Here is an 18296-nt window from a genome sequence, read left to right as displayed (position 1 = left end):
GCTTGCCTCAATGATCCGGATCACTTGCCGAGGGTTCGCCCGCGCACGCGGGCGGCGGGATGCTGCGCGCGAGCGGGCTCCCCTTCGGATTCACATACAAGACGGTCAGTTTCACCGGTCGCGGGCCGCTGTTGCGGGCCAGGTGCGCGTGCCCGGGACCGCTCGGCTCCCGGAAGACATGCCACGGCCGGATGGTGACCGGGGTGCAATCGGCTTTCGGATGATCCAGCGCACCGCCGGTGACCAGTACGAACAGGGTCCCGTCGTGGTAATGCCACCCCGACTGCCCACCGGGCGCGAGGACCGTCTGCCGCAGCACGAAATCCCAGCGCGCCAGCCCGAATCGAAGCAGGATCCGGCTGGCCGTCCGGGTCGCCGGGGCCGGATTGGGCCGATAGCCGTGCTGTGGATCGCGCGTGAGGAAGGCCACCCACGCATCATCGTCCACGGTGGATGGGCCACCGTGGCCGCCTGCCGGGTTTCGGCCGCGGATCGGGTAGTCCGAGGTCACGGGCGAAGGCCGCGGCGTCCTCGGTGGTGGTGATCTTCGGCCGGCTGCGCGCCCAGTCCAGGTAGCGGGCCCGGAAGTCGGGTCCGGCGGCCTGCGCCAGGCGCGGGAACCGCCGCGCCACCTCCTCGGCCCGCTTGTGCAGCAGGCCGTGCGCGGTGGCGGCGAGATCGTCCGCGTCGAAACCGGGCGGCGGCCGGTCGCCGGCGACCAGCGCTCGCACCACGGCCGCCTGTTGCTCGGCGAGTGTCCCCGCCGTCCGGGGCGACTCGATGGTCATGCCGGGATCACATCCGGGCGCAGGGTAATGGGCGGGCGGCCGGAGGCCGTGCCGATGGCGTTCAGTTCGGCGGTGAGTTCGGTTGCGGGCGGATAGTTTCCGTCGCGTTCCAACATGAGGGGGACGGCGTGGCCGGCCGTGAACTCGGCGACCAGGGCCAGCACCTCGGCGGGGACGGGGTGGACATGGGTGTCGATGTAGCGGCCGCCGGACTCGTGGCCGCCCGCGATATGGCAGTACGCCACCCGCTCGGCGGGCAGGCGCAACAGCTCCGTGAGCGGATCACGTGACGTATTGCGGGCATTGGCATAGACATTCGCGATATCGAGCAGGAGATGGACCCCGGTACGCTCGACGAGCTCCTGCAGGAATTCCGCCTCGGTGTACTCGGCGTTCGGCCATTCGAACAGCGCCGCGATGTTCTCCACCGCCAGCGGCACATCCAACTGACGGCTCGTGCGGAGGATATTGCGCTCCAGGGCATCCAGCGCCTCGCGGGTGCGCGGCACCGGCAGCAGGTGCCCGGCCTCCAGGCCACCCGCGCGCACGAAGGCGATGTGCTCGCTCACCAGCGGCGAACCCAGCGCCCGCGCGCAATCGGCGAGATGGGAGACCCGCCGGTCGTCCACCGCTTCCGCACCGCCGAGCGACAGCGAAATACCGTGCGGCACCGCGGGAATGCCCCGGGCCACCAGCGTGGCCAGCTCCTCGGGCACGTCGACGCCGGGCCGGGAGCCGCGACCGCGCCGGAGGATGGCGCCGGCCCGGCCGCCGGAATCCCTGGGCGCCAGCGTTTCCGCGATGACCTCGCAGAATCCGATGCCCTCCAGCGCCGCCACCAGGCCGCAGATCTCGCGCCGCCAGCCGATTCCCAGCGACCCCTCGGGAAGTGGTGAACCGGTCATCCGCCGCAGCCTCCTCCGCAGCTGCTGCCGCAACTACTACTGCTGCTGCCGCAACTACTACTGCTGCCGCAACTGCTGCCGCTGCTACAACTGCTACTGCTACTGCTACTGCAAGTGCTTCCACTGTCGCTGCCGCAGGAGCTGCCGTCACTACCGCCGCCACCTGCCACCACGCTGGCTGCCCCCGCGAGCGTCGGGTCGAGGGTCCACAACACCAGCCCGCCGTAGAGCGCGACGGCGAGTGCGGCACTGTCGGGTCCGTAGGCGGAATAGGCGGGAGAGTTGGCGGGCCGCAGGTGCCGGTTGCCGGCCTGGGCGGCGGCGAGGGCGTCGCGGCCGCGCTGCGTCAGGCGCGGCGGCCGTCCCACCGCGACGGTGATGACCGCAAGGACGATCATGGCGAACACCAGGAAGCCGACCGCATGATGGGCGGCCGCGCCCGCGATCAGCCGGACCAGTCCGAGCGCGAGCAACACGAAGAGCGGAAACCGCGCTGTCCGCAGGGCTTTCCGCTGCTTCTCGCCGAACAGATAGCCGCGCTCGGTGAGGTCGCTGCGCAGCGCCATCGACACCCCGGCGGTTCCGACGAGCATGCCGGGCATGCGCGCCTGCCCGGATCTGTGCAGGTGCGCGTACAGCGCGCGGGAGATCGGATCCAGACCCTGTTCCTCGGTGGCGGTCAGCGGCCGGACCGGCGTGCCGGTGGAGTCGATGATCTGGTGGCCGCGCAATTGCGCCAGCCCGGCCAGCACCGGCCGCCGGTCGTCGACCAGCATGGCGGTTTCGCTGGGGCGCAACGGTCCGGCCTGCGGCCGAGCCGGGTCGACCGCCCGCATCACCGCCGCGCGCCGTGCGTAGCCGAACGCGACCGCGGAAAGGCCGGCGAGGACATAGAACAGGAGGAAGGCCGGGCCGGATATCCCCCACGTATCGGTAGCGGCCGCGGCCGCGTCGGTCCGAAGGACCATGGCGATTCCACCTCGGGAGTCGTCGTGACTGTCGATTACCACCAGTATCGCGGCAGCGCGGGTGTTGTGTTATCCCAAAGAGGCGAGGTGTTTAGCCTGTTTCGGTGCGATTTCTCAGCAAGTTCTATATAGACGGGTTCATCCTGTCGATCCTTGCGATGGTCGTCCTCGCCAGTATCTTCCCGGCTCGGGGCGAGGCGGCCGAGGTCGTGAGCTGGCTGACGAAGATCGCCATCGGATTCCTGTTCCTGCTCTACGGCGCGCGCCTGGCGCCGCAGGAGGCGATCGCGGGCCTCAAGCACTGGCGACTGCACCTGACCGTGCTGGCCTGCACATTCGTGCTCTTCCCCGTGATCGGCCTGGCCGCCCGGGTACTGGTGCCGCATGTGCTGACCAGCGATCTCTACACCGGTGTGCTGTTCCTGTGCCTGGTGCCGTCCACGGTGCAGTCCTCGATCGCCTTCACCTCCATCGCCAAAGGCAATGTGGCGGGCGCGATCGTGAGCGCCACGGTGTCGAACCTGCTGGGCGTCTTCCTGACTCCCGCACTCGTGATCCTGCTCATGAACACCACCGGGCAGGCGAGCGTGGACCCGTCCGCGGTGGTGGACATCGTGCTGCAGCTACTGGTGCCGTTCTTTCTGGGCCAGTTGATCCGGCCGAAGGTCAAGGGTTTCCTGGCCCGCTACGCCGAGCCGACCAAGCTGGTGGATCGCGGGTCCATCCTGCTGGTGGTCTACAGCGCCTTCAGCGCGGGCATGGTGGAGGGCATCTGGCATGCCATGTCGCCGTGGCGGATTCTGCTGCTGGCCGTGGTGTGCTGCGCGATTCTGGCCATCGTGCTGGTCGCGACCGGATTCCTCGGCGAGGCGGTGCGATTCGATCGCGCCGACCGGATCGTGGTGGTGTTCTGCGGATCCAAGAAGAGCCTGGCCACCGGGCTGCCCATGGCGACGGTGCTGTTCGCGGGGCATTCGGTGGGACTGGTCGTGTTGCCGCTCATGATGTTCCACCAGATTCAGCTGATCACATGTGCCGCCCTTGCGCAGCGGTGGGCTCGTAGCGCGCCGTGAGCGAGAGCAGCCGGCTGTCCTCGTGCCGCAGCGAACGGGCGCCCGCCGAGGGCCGGGCGGCCAGCGCGTGCAGTACGGCCCGGTCCGAACCCGGATCGCCCACCGCGATGCGGGCGCTGGCGTCCGGGTAGCGCTTGGCCACGATTCCGGCGCGCGCCAGCGCCGGCGCGATATCGCGGCCGGGCAGGTACAGGAAGTTGGCGCTACTGCGCGGCACCCGGATGCCGCCGCGGCGCAGTTCGGCGCGCAGCAGTTCGCGTTCGGTGGTGATGCGCAGAATCCGTTCGCCCAGTTCGGCTTCCGCGGCATAGGACGCGCGCACCGCGGCCACCGCGGTGGCGGGCATCCCGAAGGGCAGTTGCAGCCGATGCACCCGGTGCACCAGTTCCGCCGCGCCGAACGCGTAGCCGATGCGCAGCCCGGCCAGGCCGTAGGCCTTGGAGAAGGTGCGCAGCACCAGCACATTGGGGTGCCGGTCGATCAGCTCGACGGCGTCGAGAGTGTCACTCGCACCGAGGAATTCGACGTACGCCTCGTCCAGGATCACCGGGACTCGCGGTGGGACGGAATACAGGAACGCCTTCACTTCGCTGGCCGGGAGCACGGTTCCGGTCGGATTGTGCGGACGGCACACCGCGATCAGCCCGGTGCGCTCGCTCACCGCGCGGGCCATGCCCCACAGGTCCTGGCGGCCGTGGCTGTCCAGTGGCACCGTCACCGGCCGCAGCCCGGTCATGGTCGCCATGATCGGGTAGCCGTCGAAGGTCGGTGTGGCGTAGATGAATTCGGCTCCGGCGCGGGGGAGGGTCTGCATGATCTGCATGGCCACCCCGGTCGCGCCGGAACCCACCACCACCTGGTCGGCCGAGACGCCGAGGTGATCGGCGATCAGCCGCGGCAGCCGCCGGGGCAGGAATTCCGGATACCGGTTCGCCTTGCCGAGGCAGTCGTCGAGCGCGGCGATGACCGAAGGCAGTGGCGGAAACGGGTTTTCGCTCAGGCTGAGGTCGTAGCGGATGGTGTCCGCGCCGTGCGGGTCGACGGTGGCGGGATAGCCCGCCAGCTCTGAACCCCGCAATCCCGTCGGCCAGGACACCGGCGCCACGATCCCCGCCGCGGGCCGCCTGCGCTCCCCCGCACCGGGGCGGGTCATCGAGCCGCGCCCCAGCGGACCGCCGCCGCCCCCGCGAAGTCCCCGGCGTGCGCGAACGCCGCCATCAGCACCACCGAGCCGTTGCGCAGCCGCCCGGCCCGGTTCTCGGCGTCCAGGGTCACGGGAATGCCTGCGGCGAACAGGTTTCCGCAGCTGTCGAAGGTGTCCGGGTGCCGTTCGGGCGGCAGTTCCATCGCCTCGTTCCAGTTGCGCAGGAACAGCCGGTTGGGCTGGTTCGTGACGAAGGTGTCGATATCGCGGGACTTCACCCCGATGCGCTTGCACACCGCGTGCGCCACCTCGGGCACCAGCCGATTGCCGCGCGTCATCACCTTGGCCACCTTGGATTCGGTGAAGGTGACGCAGCCCTGGCCCTCGCCCGGCTCCCAGTACTTGCGTTCGCCGTTGGTGCTGAACTCCATGTCGCCCGCGAACTCCGGATAGGTGCGGCACTCGATATCGAGGATCGGCGCGGAGCTGTTCTTGACGAGGAGCCCGACCCCGCAGCCGTCGCCGGGAACGGGAGCCTGCGCGAGCCCGCGGATATCGGGCTGGGTGAACACCGGGCCCGCGCAGTTCTGAGTACAGGCGATGAGCGCGGTGCGCGCGTCGGTCGTCTGCAGGATCATGCGGGCCATCCACATCATGTGGACGAAGGCCGCGCAGCCGCCATTGTGGATGTCGAACACCCAGCGCGGTTTCATATTCAGCCGTCGCGCCACCTCCGGCCCGGCGCCCAGCACCGGATTGTCGGGCAGCTGGGTATGGGTGAGCAGGATGTCGACATTCGAGATTTCCTGTGCCCCATGGCGTTCGATCAGCGGTGCGACGGCTCGCTCCACCATGTCCACGGCGGTCTCGTCGCGGCCGACGTGATGGCGGCCGCTGGGAGCCCGGAACATGACGTTCTTGGCCATCCGGTCCGAGCGGGAGAACCGGGTGAAGTACTCGGTGCCGACCGGGTCGCCGGGCAGATATCCGGAGACATCGACCAGGCTGACAGGCGGCGCCATCCGGAGGGCGGGGTCGGTGAAGTCCATGGCGCTCAACTCACTTCTTTTCCGAGGGGTTCCGCATCCAGTCGGGCTTGATGGGCAGGCCGTGCGAGGCGCGGTATTCCGCGATGGCCCGGAGGTTGTCGAGCTCCAATTGGTGCCCGGCGGAGAACATTTCCCAGAAGTCGCCCACCCACACCTTGCGCTTGTCGGGCGCGGTGTCCTGGTAGGGGTTCTTGTCGTAGAACGGGTGGTGGCAGTTCGTCCACAGCACCACCGAACCGGGTTTGTCGAACACCACCTGGGCGTCGATCACCCGCATCAGGTAGATCATCCACAGGTGGTCGCTCTGGTCCCAGGCGCAGTGGTAGTCCACGGTCATGGCGTCGGGATTGGCGACGGTGCGGGTGTAGATCCTGGTGCTGTCGCCCATCCGGTCGTGCGACACCCACAGCCCGGGCTCCTCGGTCTCGGTGAATCCGCGCAGGCTGTAGGTCCATTCCTCCAGGCACCGGGTGTCGGCGAGGTACTCGTACAGCTCCCGCGGCGGCGCTGCGATGAACCCCTGGACCGGGCAGAAGTCGCCGAAGATCTGGTCGTGCGGATACACCGATCGCAGCATGTCCAGGATGATCGGGGTGGTGGCCTCGCGATCGGAGTTCTCGATGCGCAGTAGGCCGGGCACGTCGGCTTCCGGAATGTCACTGAGGGCGGGCAGGGCGCTGGTGGTCACGGGTTACCTCCCGGGTGGCGTCAGGAACGGTGTGAACGGCGGGATTTCGTCGGGATCGCAGTCGATCGCGACGAACGACGGTCCCGGGCGGTCGGCGCAGTGCCGTAGTGCTGCGGCCAGGTCGGTCCGGTTCTCCGGTGCGTGGGTGCACAGATCCGGGAACATGGCGGCCATCCCCGCGCCCGGATACGCGGGACGAAATCTGTTGAAGCTGTAGCGATCCCCGTAGTACAGCTGCTCGCGCGTGAGGCACATGGCGTGCGCGTTGTTGTTGAGGACGATGAAGGTGATCGGCAGCCGGTGTTCGACCGCGGTGTGAATCTCCATGCCGTGCATGAAGAATGCGCCGTCGCCCGCGATGACGTAGGTGCGCCGCTGCCCGCCGTCCGGGCGGCGGTGCCGGGCGAAGGCCGACCCGATCCCGGCCCCGAAGGCATAGCCCATGCCGCCCATGCCGAGCGCCACCGTGAAGCGCCCGTGCCGCGGCAGCCGCAGGTGATGCACCACGGCCGCACCGGTATTGCCGGCGTCGGCGAAGACGTCCGAGCCCGGGGGCAGCGCGTCGTTGATGGTCTCCACCACCTCGCGATAGCGCAGCCCGGGACCGTCGGAGGGCGGCACGGGCAGCGGGGTCAGGGTGGGCTCGCCGGACGGGTGCGGCCGCAGCGGGATGATCCGCGCCTCGGTTTCGCCGTCGTCGGAATCCAATGCGCCGATCAGCTCGGCGAGGGTCTCGGCCAGGTCGTTGCTGTGCGCGTGCCCGGCGGGCAGGAACGGCGGCAGCGCGCCGATTCCGGCCAGCGGCACCGCCGCGAGCGCGTCCTCCAGCCCGGCCCGGGCGGTGACCGGCATGCGGGTGCCGATCAGCAGGCACAGTTCCGCGCCGCGCAGGACGTCGAGCAGTTCGGGATTGCCCATGCTGCCCGCGACGCCGCAATAGCCGGGGTCCGCGTGGTGGTAGACGTCCTTGGCGTCGGGCGCGACCCCGACGGCGGCGTCCACGGCGGCGGCGAAGGCGGCCAGTTCGTCGCGGGCGTCGTCGCGGGCCACCTGGTCCCCGGCGATGATCACGATCTTGCCGACCGCCCGGGCGCGGCGCACGGTGTGCAGCACCCGCCACAGGTTCTCGATGTCGCGGCGGTAGGCGCGCGCGGGCGGCACGAAATCCGGGGCGACCAGGTCGGCCTGCTGAATGTCCTTGGGCAGCAACAGCACCGCGGGCCCGCCCCGGCGGGCGGCGGAGACCGCGTGGGCGAGGTGAGCGGGCAGGTCGGCGGGGGCCTCGACGCGGGCACAGTAGTGCGAGATCGGCGTGTAGAGCGCGACCGCGTCGAAGGCGCCGGCCTGCCCACTCGTGTCCTGGAACGCGCCCCTGCCCTCCAGGACGGTCGGGGGCTGGCCGATCAGTGCCAGCACCGGCACCCGGGAGGCGAACGATTCGGCCAGCCCGGCGACGAGGTTCACGGCGCCGCCGCCGGAGGTCGCGCACACGACACCGAGGCCGGAGGTCGAACGCGCATACCCGTCGGCCATGGTGGCCGCGCCGAACTCATGCTTGGCCACCACGGCGGTGATAAGACCCCGATGATCGAAAGCCGCATCGTAGAGGTCTTCGATATTTGCTCCGTCGACGCCGAATATGTGCCCGACGCCCAGCGCCGATACCGCCTTGACCAGCTGGTCAGCGACCCGTGTGCCGCTATGCATGGGCGCGTCCTTTCCGGTGGCAGCCACCGGTGCCCGAGTGCCTTCAACCGGGATACGGATGCGAGTCGTCAGCGGTTCAATCTCCGCGTTTCGCGACAGGTCTTGCAGTGTATGTATACGTCTACGTATAGTTGGTGCATGCCGAACAAGACGATTTACGTGTCCGATGATGACCTGAAGCTGTTTCAGCGCGCGCAGGAGCTGGTGGGGGGCAATCTGTCGGGCGCGATCGTGACGGCACTGCGGCGCTTCATCGAGCTCGAGGAGGGCCGGCAACAGGGCTACGACGAGGTGGTCCTGAAGGTGGGCAAGGACGGTACCCGGCAGGTCCGGTTCTCCGGCGCCCTGCTCACCCACTGGCACCAGATGGCCAACGAGCGCATCGAGGACATCCGGGTGTACCGCACCCGCAAGGGCGCGTATGCGGTGCACAGCCACTTCTCCAACTGGTCGGAGTTTCCGACCGACACCAATTGGCGCCAGTGGCGTCGCTTCCTCGGTCTGGGCGAACAGGATTGGGGCGATTTCACCCTCGAGGTCTACGACACCCTCCAGGATCTGGAGGGCAAGATTCCCGATCGCCTCTACGCCCGCGTCGTGGACGCCACCGAGCACTCGCAGGTCGAGGACCTCGATATCTGATCGAAAAACCCGGTAGCACAACTGAATAGCTGAAACCAAAACACTTTGATCGCAAGCCTCGGCGGTCACGGCCTGGATGACGTATGCATTCATGCCTATCTATTGATGAGAGGGAGACATGTACAACGACCCTGCACCGGCGGCCATCGCGGTCACCGGCCTCTGCAAATCCTTCGGTGAGCACATCGTGCTCGACCGCATCGACTTCCCCGTCCCGGAGGGCAGCGTCTTCTCGCTGCTCGGCCCCAATGGCGCGGGCAAGACCACCACGGTCGAGATCCTGTCCACCCTGAAACACGCCGATGGCGGCGAGATCAGTGTCGGCGGTTTCGATCCCGCCACCCAGCCCGACGGCGTGCGCTCGATCATCGGGGTCACCGGCCAGTTCTCGGCCGTGGACGAACTCCTCACCGGCCGCGAGAACCTCATTCTCATGGGCGACCTGCACCACCTGCCGCGCCCCGAAAGCCGCAGGCTGGCAGCGGAACTGCTGGCCACCTTCGATCTGGAGGAGGCCGCCGACAAGATCGCCTCGAGCTACTCCGGCGGCATGACCCGCCGCCTGGACCTGGCCATGACCCTGGTCGGCGATCCGCGCATCATCTTCCTCGACGAGCCCACCGTGGGTTTGGATCCGCGCAGCCGCCGTGGCATGTGGGACATCATCCGCGACCTCACCGCGCGGGGCGTCACCATCTTCCTCACCACCCAGTACCTGGAAGAAGCCGACCAGCTGGCCGACCGCATCGCCGTCCTGCACCGGGGGCAACTGGTCGCCCAGGGCACGGCCGATCAGCTCAAGCGCATGGTGCCCGGCGGCTACATCCGCCTGGACTTCGGCGAGCGCGCCGAATTCGAATCCGCCGCACGGCTTTTCGGTGATGCCGCGCAGGTCAACGGTGACCTCACGCTGGCCATTCCGAGCGACGGCGCGGTGCGCTCGGTCCGCGAGGTGATCGACCGCCTCGACGCGGCCCGGGTGGAACCCGCGGGCCTGTCCGTGCACACCCCCGACCTCGACGACGTCTTCCTGGCCCTCACCGGCGGCCACGCTCCAGAGAAGGAGACCTCCAAATGAAGATTGCATCGCGTAGCGATTCCAACAGGGGTGGCGGTGGGGTGATGGGCGGGCCGACTCTGACCATGTCGTTCGCCGACTCGAAGACCATGCTGCGCCGGAACCTGGTGCACGCCAAGCGGTATCCGGGCATGACCTTCTCCCTGATCATCATGCCGGTGTTCCTGCTGCTGCTGTTCGACTACGTGTTCGGCGGTGCGCTGAAATCGGCCACCGGTGGCCGGTACATCGACTACCTGACGCCCGGCATGATGCTCATCATCCCGGCGTACATGGTCGCGGGCGTCGCGGTCGGCATGGCCACCGATATGACCAAGGGCATCATCAATCGCTTTCGCACCATGCACTTCTCGCACGCCTCGGTACTCACCGGGCAGGTGGTCGGCACCCTGATCCAGGGCATGCTGGGCGTGGTCGCCATGACGTTGATGGCCGTGGCCATCGGCTTCCGGCCGCACGCCAACCTGGTGGAATGGCTGGCGGCCTTCGGCCTCATCGGCCTGACCGTCTTCGCGCTGAACTGGCTCGGCGTCGGCTTCGGCCTGATCGCCCAGACCCCGGAGAGCGCGTCCAACATGCCCATGCCGATTCTGTTCCTGCCCTTCCTGGGCAGCGGCCTGGTGCCGACGGACACCATGCCGGCGGGGGTGAAGCAGTTCGCCGAGTACCAGCCCTTCACCCCGATCACCGAGACCCTGCGCGGGCTGCTGATGGGCGGGCCGATCGGGCACAACGGCATCCTGGCCATCGGCTGGTGCGTGGTGATCGGCGTGTTCGGATATTTCTGGTCCACCACGACTTTCCGCCGCAAGACCCGGTAGTCACGGTGCCGGACGGCGCGCTCCCACCCGGGGCGCGCCGTTCGCGCGCGTGCTCAGATGCCAGCTGCCAGCAGGACTTTCCCGGACCCGTTGCGAATCTCGACCGTCTTCAACTGCTCCGGCGAGACCGAGGTGGTGCCGTCCGGAGTCAGCGTCTGCCCCGGCTTGACCGTCCATTCGGCGAGCTTGGACTGCACGCCGTCGTTGCGGGTCACCCACAGCGACAGCGTCCACACGTACTCCTCGTCCGAGGGCGGGTACTGGCACCACATGTCGACCCGGGTCTGGCCGTTGATCGACATCACCTTGAAGGTGGCCTGGATCGGGGTGTCGGTCTGCGGCTTCAGCGGACCCTGCGCCACCACCTGCTGTACGAAGGTCGGGCCCTCGTGCTGGGCCACGGTGGCGGTCACCGGAATCGCGATGGTCACCGCCGCGGCCGCCGCCGCCACTGCTCCGCCGATCGCTTCCCATCGCCCCCGGCGCCGCCGTTTGGCGGCCCGCGCCGCCAGGGTCGGCAGCAGCCGCTCGGGTGGCGGCGGCACGGTGGAGGGCGGATCGTCTTGCGCCGCAACCGACAACGCGGTCTCGGCATCCACCAGGGCCAGCAGGCCGGGCAGACCGGCCAGTTTCGACACGGCCGCACGGCAGGACTCGCATCCGGTCAGATGCTCCTCGTACTCGCGGCGGTCGTCCCGGGCGAGAGCGCCGAGCACATACGCGCCGTCCCAGGTGGTGTAGCCATCGCATGGTTCATGGCCCTCGGTCATCTCGTCACCCCCATCTCCTGCAGCACCAATCGCAATGCCCGCATGCCGTAGTGCATCCGGGACTTGACCGTGCCCTCCGGGATCTCCAGTTCCTCCGCGATCTGATGCGTGGACAGGCCCCGGTAGTAGGCACGGACGATTACGTCGCGGTGATCGATGCTCAGCCGCGCCAGCGCATCCGCCACCAGCCACCCGTCCAGCGCCCGATCCGTCTTGTCCGGTTCGAGTACCTCCGGCGGGTGATCGGTGCGGAATTCGCGCCGGCTGCGCGCGCTGCGATGCTCGTCCACGGCCAGATTGCGGGCGACCGTGAAGAGCCAGGCCCGCGCCGAACTGGTGGACTGGTCCAGCACATTGGGCCGCTGCCAGGCACGCAGCAAGGTCTCCTGCACGATGTCCTCGGCCCGGCCCGGATCTCCGACCAGCCCGTAGGTGTACCTCCACAGCGCCGCCGCGTGCTCGTCGTACAGCGCGCGGAGCAAGGCCGCCTGGTCCTCCGGCATCGCGCTAACCCGCCTCTCCGCGCCTCTTGCCGACAGCCGGATGCCGAACCGGTCGCGCACCGGACCGGTGGTGTGGAGCTGGTCGAGTTCTGGGCGTACCCGGTGAGTTACCCATATGTCACCAGTTCAGTTGTCACGTTCCGGAGGGTGTCCATACCCATACCGGATTCACGATCCTAGTTGCGTTCCAGTTCGATCGGGTGCGTGGCCAGCAGGGACAGCGGCAGCGGCTGGCGGCGCAGGACGTGGGCCCAGAGGTCGATGCGGCCCGCCAGCGGGTCGGTGGGCAGGGCGGACAGGACGATCCAATCGCCGCGATCCAGTTCGCCTTCCAGCTGCCCGAAGGTCCAGCCGGCGTAGCCCGCGAAGACCCGGATGCCCTCGACCAGACCCTCGATGCGGTCCGGATCGGAATCCAGGTCCACCAGGACCACCCGGCCGTCCACCCGGCGTACGCCGGTCAGCCCGGCAATGGACGCACCCACCTTGATGGTGGCCAGGCACAGCGCCGCATCGCGTTTCACCGGGCCCCCGATGTAGAGCGCGCGGGGGCCGGCGGCCAGTTCGGACCAGTTGGGGAGCACATCGTGCAGGGCGGTGTCGCTGGGCTTGTTGAGGACCACGCCCCAGGTGCCGCCGTCATTGTGTTCGAGGATGTAGACCACCGACCGTCGGAACGACGGCTCGGTCAGATCGGTCGCGGACACCAGCAGGGTCCCTGGTCGAACCACCTGGTCCTCATGCCGGAATTCGCGTCGAGAACGGTCACCGTGTTCCTCTGCGCGTGCCACTCAGCCATCATCGCACTGACACAGACCAATTGCGTTGCATAATTTGCCGCTTACCCATTTGTGCCGCTGTGGGCCGCGAAAATCTTGTCCCGCATACCTTGCGGTTGGTAGCTAGGGTGGGCGCTATGGAACGCCCTGAGGTCGTACTCGAGAACAGCGACGCAGTCTACGACTTCTATCGTGACCACCAGCAGAACCTGCTGAAGGCGCGGGCGGCCTACTGGCTGCTGGGTCGTCGCTATCGCCCCCGGGTGACCTACGCGGCTGGGGCGCGGGACCGGCTGCGGGAGTTCATCTCCCAGCGGCGACCGCTGCTCATCGCGGTGAACCACCTCTCCCAGCTGGATCCGTACACCGTCGGCGCCGCGGCCTGGCGCAGCGCGTTGCGGCCGGTCATCGGGCACACCCGGGTGCTGGCCAAGGACGAGCTGTTCACCGAGACCAAGCTGCGCGAGCGCATCGACATGATGGGCGGCATCCCGGTCTTCCGGGGCAAGGACCACGGCCTGCGCGCGGTGAATGCGGCCGGGCAGCGCATGATCGACATCTGCGCCGAGCGCATGGCGCGCGGTGACGGGGTGGCGGTGTTCCCGGAGGGCACCTGCAACGACGTGGACCCCACCCAGGTGCAGACGATCGGAACCGGCATCGGGCACATCGCCTTCCGGGCCAGGAAGCTCGGGGCGGAACCGGTGCTGGTGAGCCTGGGTCTCAGTTACGGCCCGCGGCTGGATCCCGCGGTGGAACCCACCAAGGAGGAGGCGCGCTCGGCCAGCTTCTACTTCGGCATGCCCGTGGCGGAGCTGCCCACCAAGCCCGCCGAGATCACGCGGGTGGTACGCGAAGAACTGCAGAACGCGCTGGACGGCGCGGTCAAGGCGTACTGATCGTCGGTGCTGTCGAGGAGTGCCGACCGCGATCACTGCTGGGGCAGGCCGAGCCGTTCCCTCGACCACTTCGGCACCAAAGCCAGGTACTCGGGCCGGGATTCGACGAAGTGGTGCACCATCGGGCACAACGGCAGGATCCCGAACCCGTCGTCGCGGGTCTGGTCCAGCGCGCCCTGCACGATCTTGCGCCCGTAACCCAGGCCCTCGAATTGCGGGTAGACCTCGGTGTGCACGAAGGCCCGCTCCTCGGCGGTGTCCTGATAGGCCAGGACCCCGGCGAGGTATCCGTCGATGTACAGCTCGAACCGATCCAGTGCGGCGTTCTTGCGGACCTCGATCGACTCACTCGCCATGGGTGCGACGTTAGTCGTCCCGTGACGGCTATTTGATCGTTTGACCAAATGGTGGCGTCCGGAGTGTCGCTTCCCACATCGGAGATCAAAATGTAGACATGACGAACCCACCGCCGCGCCGGGTGCTGCTGGCCCCGGACAAGTTCAAGGGCTCACTGAGCGCCACGCAGGTGGCGGACGCGCTGGCCGGCGGGATCACCCGCGCCGCCCCCTGCGCCGCGGTACAGCGGACACCCGTCGCCGACGGCGGGGACGGGACGGTCGACGCCTTCGTTGCGGCGGGTTGGGAGCGGGTGCAGGTCGAGAGCTACGGGCCGACGCTGGCGCCGGTGACCACCTCGTATGCGGTCCGCGGGCGGGTGGCCGTGGTGGAGCTGGCCGCGGTCAGCGGCCTCGCGAAACTCCCCGGCGGGCAGCCCGATCCACTGCACGCCAGCACCTACGGGGTGGGGGACGTGATCGGGGACGCGCTCGATCGGGGAGCGCGCGACATCGTGCTCGGGCTGGGCGGGAGCGCCTCGACCGACGGCGGGGCGGGCCTGCTGCAGGCGCTCGGACTGCGCATCCTCGACGCCGACGGAAACGAATTGCCCTGCGGTGGAGCGGCACTCGCGCGTGCGGTGCGGGTGGATCGCGATGATCTGCACCCCGGGCTGGCCGATGCGACGGTGACGCTGGCCAGCGATGTGGACAATCCGCTGCTCGGCGCGGATGGCGCGGCCGCGATCTACGCGCCGCAGAAGGGCGCGGATCCCGGGCAGGTCGCCACTCTCGAAGCGGCGCTGAAGAATTGGGCTGCGGTGCTGGGTCCGGAATGGGCCGACAAACCGGGTGCGGGCGCGGCGGGCGGCACGGGCTTCGGGGCGCTGGCGGCGCTGGGCGCGCGGATGCGCTCGGGCATCGAGCTGGTCCTCGACCTGATCGATTTCCGGGCCCAGCTGGCGGACGCGGATCTGGTCGTCACCGGGGAAGGCTCGCTGGATACCCAGAGCCTGTCCGGCAAGGCCCCGATCGGGGTCTGCCGGGCGGCGCGGACGGCGGGCGTCCCGGTGGTCGCGGTGGCGGGCCGGGTCCTGCTCACCCCGGATCAGGTGCGGGAGGCCGGATTCGCCACCGCCTACGCGCTGTCCGAGCTGGAGCCCGATCCGGCCCGTAGCATGGCGAACGCCGCCGCCCTGCTGGAACGGATCGGGGAGCGGATCGCGGGGTCCTAGGTGGCCGGGCTGAGCGCGCGGCCGGGAATCCGATTCCGATTGCGGTCGCCCCACTCCTCCAGCGGCCGCAGCGCCGCGCTGAGTTCCCAGCCCAGCTCGGTGAGCGAATACTCCACGCGCGGCGGCACTTCCGGGTAGATCTCGCGGTGCACGATGCCGCTGGCCTCCAGCTGCCGCAGGTTCTCCGCGAGCACCTTCTCGCTGACACCGGTCAGCAGCCGCCGGATCTGCCCGAACCGCTGCGGTCCCTCGGCCAGCACCCACATCAGGTGCATCTTCCATTTGCCGCCGACCGCCTCGATGGCCACGGACATGCCGCACACCTCGTGATCCGCGTCACCGCCGGTACTCATCGCGTCCTCCTGACCAGATTTCGAACCTTCGGGTAAGCAACCACACACGCAGGTGCGGTCTTCCCGAGGCTACCGATCCCGGCCACCATCGATTCCGGCGCGCCAGTCCCGAACAGCCGAAATCGAAGGGGATACACCATGTCTGATCTGCGTCGATCCGTCACCGTCATCGGTCTGGGCCCGATGGGGCGGGCCATGGTCGCGGCGTTCCTGAAGGCCGGAATCGAGGTGACGGTCTGGAACCGCAGTCCGGAGCAGGCCGACGCCATGGTCGAACTCGGGGCCCGGCGGGCGGCCACGGTCGCCGAGGCGCTCGATGACAATGCGGTGGCCGTGCTCAGCCTCACCCACTACGCCGCCATGTACGACGTGCTGGGTCCGGCTTCGGATCACCTGCGCGGCAAGGTGATCGCCAATCTCTCGTCGGATTCGCCCGAGCAGGCCCGCCGGGGTGCGGCGTGGTTGCGGCAGCGCGGCGCCGAATTCCTTTCCGGCGGTGTGATGTCGGCGGGCGACAATATCGAACACCCGGCGTCCTACATTTTCTACAGCGGCCCGCGTGCGGTCTTCGACGCGCATGCCGAACTGCTGCGCCCGCTGAGCCCGCAGGAGTACCTGGGCCCGGATGACGGCCTGGCGCAGGTTTTCTACCAGGGCCTGCTCACCATCTTCCATCCCTGGCTGCTGGCCTTCGACCAGGCCACGGCCATGATCGCGGGCTCCGGGCACGACATCGCGCAGTTCGTGCCGTTCGCGGTGCGCTCCAACGCCGCCTTCCCGTACTTCATGGAGCAGTTCTCGGTGGAGAACCAGAACGGCGGCTGGGCCGATGTGGCCGGACTGCGCATGATGGACGCGGGCGCGCAGCACATCATCGACGCCAGTGCGGAGGTCGGCGTGGACGCCGCCCTCTCGCACGCGGCGCAGGCGTTCTGGCGCCGGGCCGTCGCCGCCAGCGCGGCGGCGGGCCGGGCGGTGTCGACCTTCGAACTCATGGGAGCGGGCTCCGAGAACGCCTGAGCCGCACGGGAATCAGGCGGTCTCGGAGCCGAGGTGAGGGAAGGGCGCGGTGGAGAAGATGATCTCCACCGGTGGTGAGGGCATATCCACTGCATTTTGGGGTGGACAAGCTATCCATCCGGAGACGGAAAGGGGCCCGGCTCTCGAGGAGCCGGGCCCTGTTCGGGTTTCGGGGTCGAGCCCCGAGCTTCGATCCGTCAGCGGACGCAGAGGAATTCGATCGCCGCCGCGTAACCCTGGATGCCCATCCCCGCGATCACCGCGGTGGCGATGGGGGAGACGTAGGAGTGGTGTCGGAACTCCTCGCGGGCATGCACATTGCTGATGTGCACCTCCACGATCGGCACCTCCGGAATCACCAGCGCGTCGCGCAGCGCCACCGAGGTGTGGGTGAGCCCGCCCGGATTGATGACGATGCCCGCCTCCACCCCGCGCGCGGCGTGGATCCGGTCGATCAGCGCGCCTTCGTGATTGGACTGGAACGCCACGATCTCCCGGTCGAACCGCGCCGCGGTCTTGCGGCACAGTTCCACCACGTCGTGGAGGGTGTCGGACCCGTACACCTCGGGCTGGCGGGTGCCGAGCATGTTCAGGTTCGGGCCGTTGAGCACCAGGATCGGACCGGAAGCAGCCATGCGCCCACTGTATTAGAGGCCGCTCGGTCCCTCCGTGCGCAGGTCGTCGACCTTACGCATGGCCGTGCGTAATTCCGCGAGCCACTCCTCGGCGTGCTTACCGGCCAGTTTGACCGTCCAGGCCAGCGCGTCGGAGCGGGAGCGGGCCACGCCGGCGTCGACGAGGGTGTCGAGCACCTTGCGCTCGGGCTGGCGCAACCGGGTCATGACCGGAACGGCCAGGTGGGTGAACATGATTCGCTCGCCGTCCACCAGCACGCCCCAGGCGACATTGCGGCCGTAGCGGGCCTGGGCCTCCTGGGCGATCTGCATGCGGGCGGGGCGGGTGGTCTCCCGGAAGCGGGCGATGATGCCCTCGCGGGTGGCCTGCGGGACGGCGGCCGGTGCCGCGTCCTCGGCGGGAGCGTCGGCGCCCGGGGCGGGTTCGGCCGGGGGAAGGGGGAGTTCGCCGAGGACGACGATTTCGTCGCGATCGACTTCGAGGGTGGCGGGGCCGGTGAACCAGTCGGCTGGCAATCTTCCAGCGAACCAGGCGGGAGCGTCCGAAGCGTCGGGAAGGTCGGCCTGCTGCCAGCCGCCCGTGCGCCCGAAACCGTGTCCACGATGTCCGTGTCTCATGTTGGTCACACTCACTTACTGCAAGGAGTTGTAATGCTGATTACAACGTTACGTCGTTTCAGTGCGACTGGGTTCTGCTCTGGGAGAACGAGGAGCGGCGGCTTCGCCGAGGCAGGTGTAAAGCGCTGTCACCAGTGAGAACCGGACGGTCTGCCGAGTCTCGAATACGCCAGGGGCTGTAACCGACCGGTGATCATGTAAGTGGTCCCTGCTGACCGATTTCGGCACTATGGTGGTGCTCGATGCAAGTGCGCCTGGTGGGATGGTGAAGCCGCGGGCGTTCGCC

At 68.6% G+C, this 18296-nt stretch carries 22 protein-coding genes; 7 read left to right on the top strand and 15 right to left on the bottom strand.

The window, feature by feature from the left end; all coding sequences use genetic code 11:
* Positions 1-7 precede the first annotated feature (7 nt).
* The 4 genes from ABZ909_RS03185 to ABZ909_RS03170 are packed head-to-tail and all read right to left on the bottom strand — an operon-like array spanning position 8 to position 2661.
* Positions 8-448, bottom strand: coding sequence for a hypothetical protein (locus ABZ909_RS03185; protein WP_356995976.1), 441 nt, complete (start codon positions 446-448; stop codon positions 8-10).
* Positions 438-788, bottom strand: a complete 351-nt coding sequence (locus ABZ909_RS03180; protein ID WP_356995975.1) for a hypothetical protein — start codon at positions 786-788, stop codon at positions 438-440. Before ABZ909_RS03180 ends, ABZ909_RS03185 begins: the two co-directional genes overlap by 11 nt.
* Complete coding sequence (locus ABZ909_RS03175) at positions 785-1693, bottom strand: DUF692 domain-containing protein (protein WP_356995974.1); 909 nt, start codon at positions 1691-1693, stop codon at positions 785-787. The genes ABZ909_RS03180 and ABZ909_RS03175 overlap by 4 nt, the downstream gene beginning before the upstream one ends.
* Entirely contained in the window at positions 1690-2661 is a 972-nt protein-coding gene (locus tag ABZ909_RS03170) for a TIGR04222 domain-containing membrane protein (RefSeq protein ID WP_356995973.1), read from the bottom strand. The genes ABZ909_RS03175 and ABZ909_RS03170 overlap by 4 nt, the downstream gene beginning before the upstream one ends.
* A gap of 104 nt (positions 2662-2765) precedes the next feature.
* Between ABZ909_RS03170 and ABZ909_RS03165 the strand changes: the two genes are divergently transcribed.
* The gene (locus tag ABZ909_RS03165) at positions 2766-3734 is read left to right on the top strand and encodes a bile acid:sodium symporter family protein (RefSeq protein ID WP_356995972.1); all 969 of its coding nucleotides are present in this window, start codon (positions 2766-2768) and stop codon (positions 3732-3734) included.
* Here ABZ909_RS03165 and ABZ909_RS03160 read toward each other — a convergent pair.
* The 4 genes from ABZ909_RS03160 to ABZ909_RS03145 are packed head-to-tail and all read right to left on the bottom strand — an operon-like array spanning position 3688 to position 8322.
* Positions 3688-4887, bottom strand: a complete 1200-nt coding sequence (locus tag ABZ909_RS03160; protein WP_356995971.1) for an aminotransferase class I/II-fold pyridoxal phosphate-dependent enzyme — start codon at positions 4885-4887, stop codon at positions 3688-3690. The two genes, ABZ909_RS03165 and ABZ909_RS03160, sit on opposite strands and share 47 nt — an antisense overlap.
* A complete protein-coding gene (locus ABZ909_RS03155; protein WP_356996296.1) occupies positions 4884-5927 on the bottom strand; it encodes a 3-oxoacyl-[acyl-carrier-protein] synthase III C-terminal domain-containing protein in 1044 nt (347 codons plus the stop codon). The genes ABZ909_RS03160 and ABZ909_RS03155 overlap by 4 nt, the downstream gene beginning before the upstream one ends.
* A 10-nt stretch (positions 5928-5937) precedes the next feature.
* On the bottom strand, positions 5938-6615 hold the full coding sequence (locus ABZ909_RS03150) for an SRPBCC family protein (protein ID WP_356995970.1): 678 nt from the start codon (positions 6613-6615) through the stop codon (positions 5938-5940).
* Positions 6616-6618: 3 nt separating this feature from the next.
* The gene (locus tag ABZ909_RS03145; protein WP_356995969.1) at positions 6619-8322 is read right to left on the bottom strand and encodes a thiamine pyrophosphate-binding protein; all 1704 of its coding nucleotides are present in this window, start codon (positions 8320-8322) and stop codon (positions 6619-6621) included.
* A gap of 138 nt (positions 8323-8460) precedes the next feature.
* Here ABZ909_RS03145 and ABZ909_RS03140 point away from each other — a divergent pair, with 138 nt between their 5' ends.
* The 3 genes from ABZ909_RS03140 (at position 8461) to ABZ909_RS03130 (ending at position 10863) form a co-directional block, all read left to right on the top strand.
* The gene (locus ABZ909_RS03140; RefSeq protein WP_356995968.1) at positions 8461-8964 is read left to right on the top strand and encodes an EXLDI protein; all 504 of its coding nucleotides are present in this window, start codon (positions 8461-8463) and stop codon (positions 8962-8964) included.
* Between the two features lie 118 nt (positions 8965-9082).
* Complete coding sequence (locus tag ABZ909_RS03135; protein ID WP_356995967.1) at positions 9083-10042, top strand: ATP-binding cassette domain-containing protein; 960 nt, start codon at positions 9083-9085, stop codon at positions 10040-10042.
* Positions 10043-10086: 44 nt separating this feature from the next.
* On the top strand, positions 10087-10863 hold the full coding sequence (locus tag ABZ909_RS03130) for an ABC transporter permease (protein ID WP_356996295.1): 777 nt from the start codon (positions 10087-10089) through the stop codon (positions 10861-10863).
* Positions 10864-10916: 53 nt separating this feature from the next.
* Here the strand turns inward: ABZ909_RS03130 and ABZ909_RS03125 are convergent, their stop codons facing one another.
* From ABZ909_RS03125 to ABZ909_RS03115, 3 genes are all read right to left on the bottom strand, one after another.
* Entirely contained in the window at positions 10917-11633 is a 717-nt protein-coding gene (locus ABZ909_RS03125; protein ID WP_356995966.1) for a zf-HC2 domain-containing protein, read from the bottom strand.
* Positions 11630-12136 carry a sigma-70 family RNA polymerase sigma factor gene (locus ABZ909_RS03120; RefSeq protein ID WP_356995965.1) on the bottom strand — a complete coding sequence of 169 codons (507 nt, stop codon included), beginning with the start codon at positions 12134-12136 and terminating at the stop codon, positions 11630-11632. Before ABZ909_RS03120 ends, ABZ909_RS03125 begins: the two co-directional genes overlap by 4 nt.
* A gap of 176 nt (positions 12137-12312) precedes the next feature.
* Complete coding sequence (locus ABZ909_RS03115) at positions 12313-12927, bottom strand: YqgE/AlgH family protein (RefSeq protein ID WP_356995964.1); 615 nt, start codon at positions 12925-12927, stop codon at positions 12313-12315.
* Positions 12928-13052: 125 nt separating this feature from the next.
* On the opposite strand from ABZ909_RS03115, the gene ABZ909_RS03110 reads away from it, so the two are divergent.
* The gene (locus ABZ909_RS03110; RefSeq protein ID WP_356995963.1) at positions 13053-13814 is read left to right on the top strand and encodes a lysophospholipid acyltransferase family protein; all 762 of its coding nucleotides are present in this window, start codon (positions 13053-13055) and stop codon (positions 13812-13814) included.
* A gap of 32 nt (positions 13815-13846) precedes the next feature.
* Here ABZ909_RS03110 and ABZ909_RS03105 read toward each other — a convergent pair whose 3' ends face one another.
* On the bottom strand, positions 13847-14170 hold the full coding sequence (locus ABZ909_RS03105; protein ID WP_356995962.1) for a GNAT family N-acetyltransferase: 324 nt from the start codon (positions 14168-14170) through the stop codon (positions 13847-13849).
* Positions 14171-14268: 98 nt separating this feature from the next.
* On the opposite strand from ABZ909_RS03105, the gene ABZ909_RS03100 reads away from it, so the two are divergent.
* Positions 14269-15384 carry a glycerate kinase gene (locus ABZ909_RS03100; RefSeq protein ID WP_356995961.1) on the top strand — a complete coding sequence of 372 codons (1116 nt, stop codon included), beginning with the start codon at positions 14269-14271 and terminating at the stop codon, positions 15382-15384.
* Here the strand turns inward: ABZ909_RS03100 and ABZ909_RS03095 are convergent.
* On the bottom strand, positions 15381-15737 hold the full coding sequence (locus ABZ909_RS03095) for a helix-turn-helix domain-containing protein (protein ID WP_356995960.1): 357 nt from the start codon (positions 15735-15737) through the stop codon (positions 15381-15383). The two genes, ABZ909_RS03100 and ABZ909_RS03095, sit on opposite strands and share 4 nt — an antisense overlap.
* Before the next feature lie 138 nt (positions 15738-15875).
* Between ABZ909_RS03095 and ABZ909_RS03090 the strand changes: the two genes are divergently transcribed.
* A complete protein-coding gene (locus ABZ909_RS03090) occupies positions 15876-16757 on the top strand; it encodes an NAD(P)-binding domain-containing protein (protein ID WP_356995959.1) in 882 nt (293 codons plus the stop codon).
* Between the two features lie 197 nt (positions 16758-16954).
* Here ABZ909_RS03090 and aroQ read toward each other — a convergent pair whose 3' ends face one another.
* Both aroQ and ABZ909_RS03080 read right to left on the bottom strand, forming a co-directional pair.
* Positions 16955-17392, bottom strand: a complete 438-nt coding sequence (gene aroQ / locus ABZ909_RS03085; protein ID WP_356995958.1) for a type II 3-dehydroquinate dehydratase — start codon at positions 17390-17392, stop codon at positions 16955-16957.
* A gap of 12 nt (positions 17393-17404) precedes the next feature.
* Positions 17405-18010: a hypothetical protein gene (locus ABZ909_RS03080; RefSeq protein WP_356995957.1), complete on the bottom strand. Its 606-nt coding sequence runs from the start codon at positions 18008-18010 to the stop codon at positions 17405-17407.
* Positions 18011-18296: the final 286 nt, after the last annotated feature.

The organism is Nocardia sp. NPDC046763 (assembly GCF_040645495.1).
Taxonomy (GTDB): Bacteria; Actinomycetota; Actinomycetes; order Mycobacteriales; family Mycobacteriaceae; genus Nocardia.
Note: the sequence above shows the minus strand (reverse complement) of the source record. Positions and strands in the feature narration are given on the sequence as shown.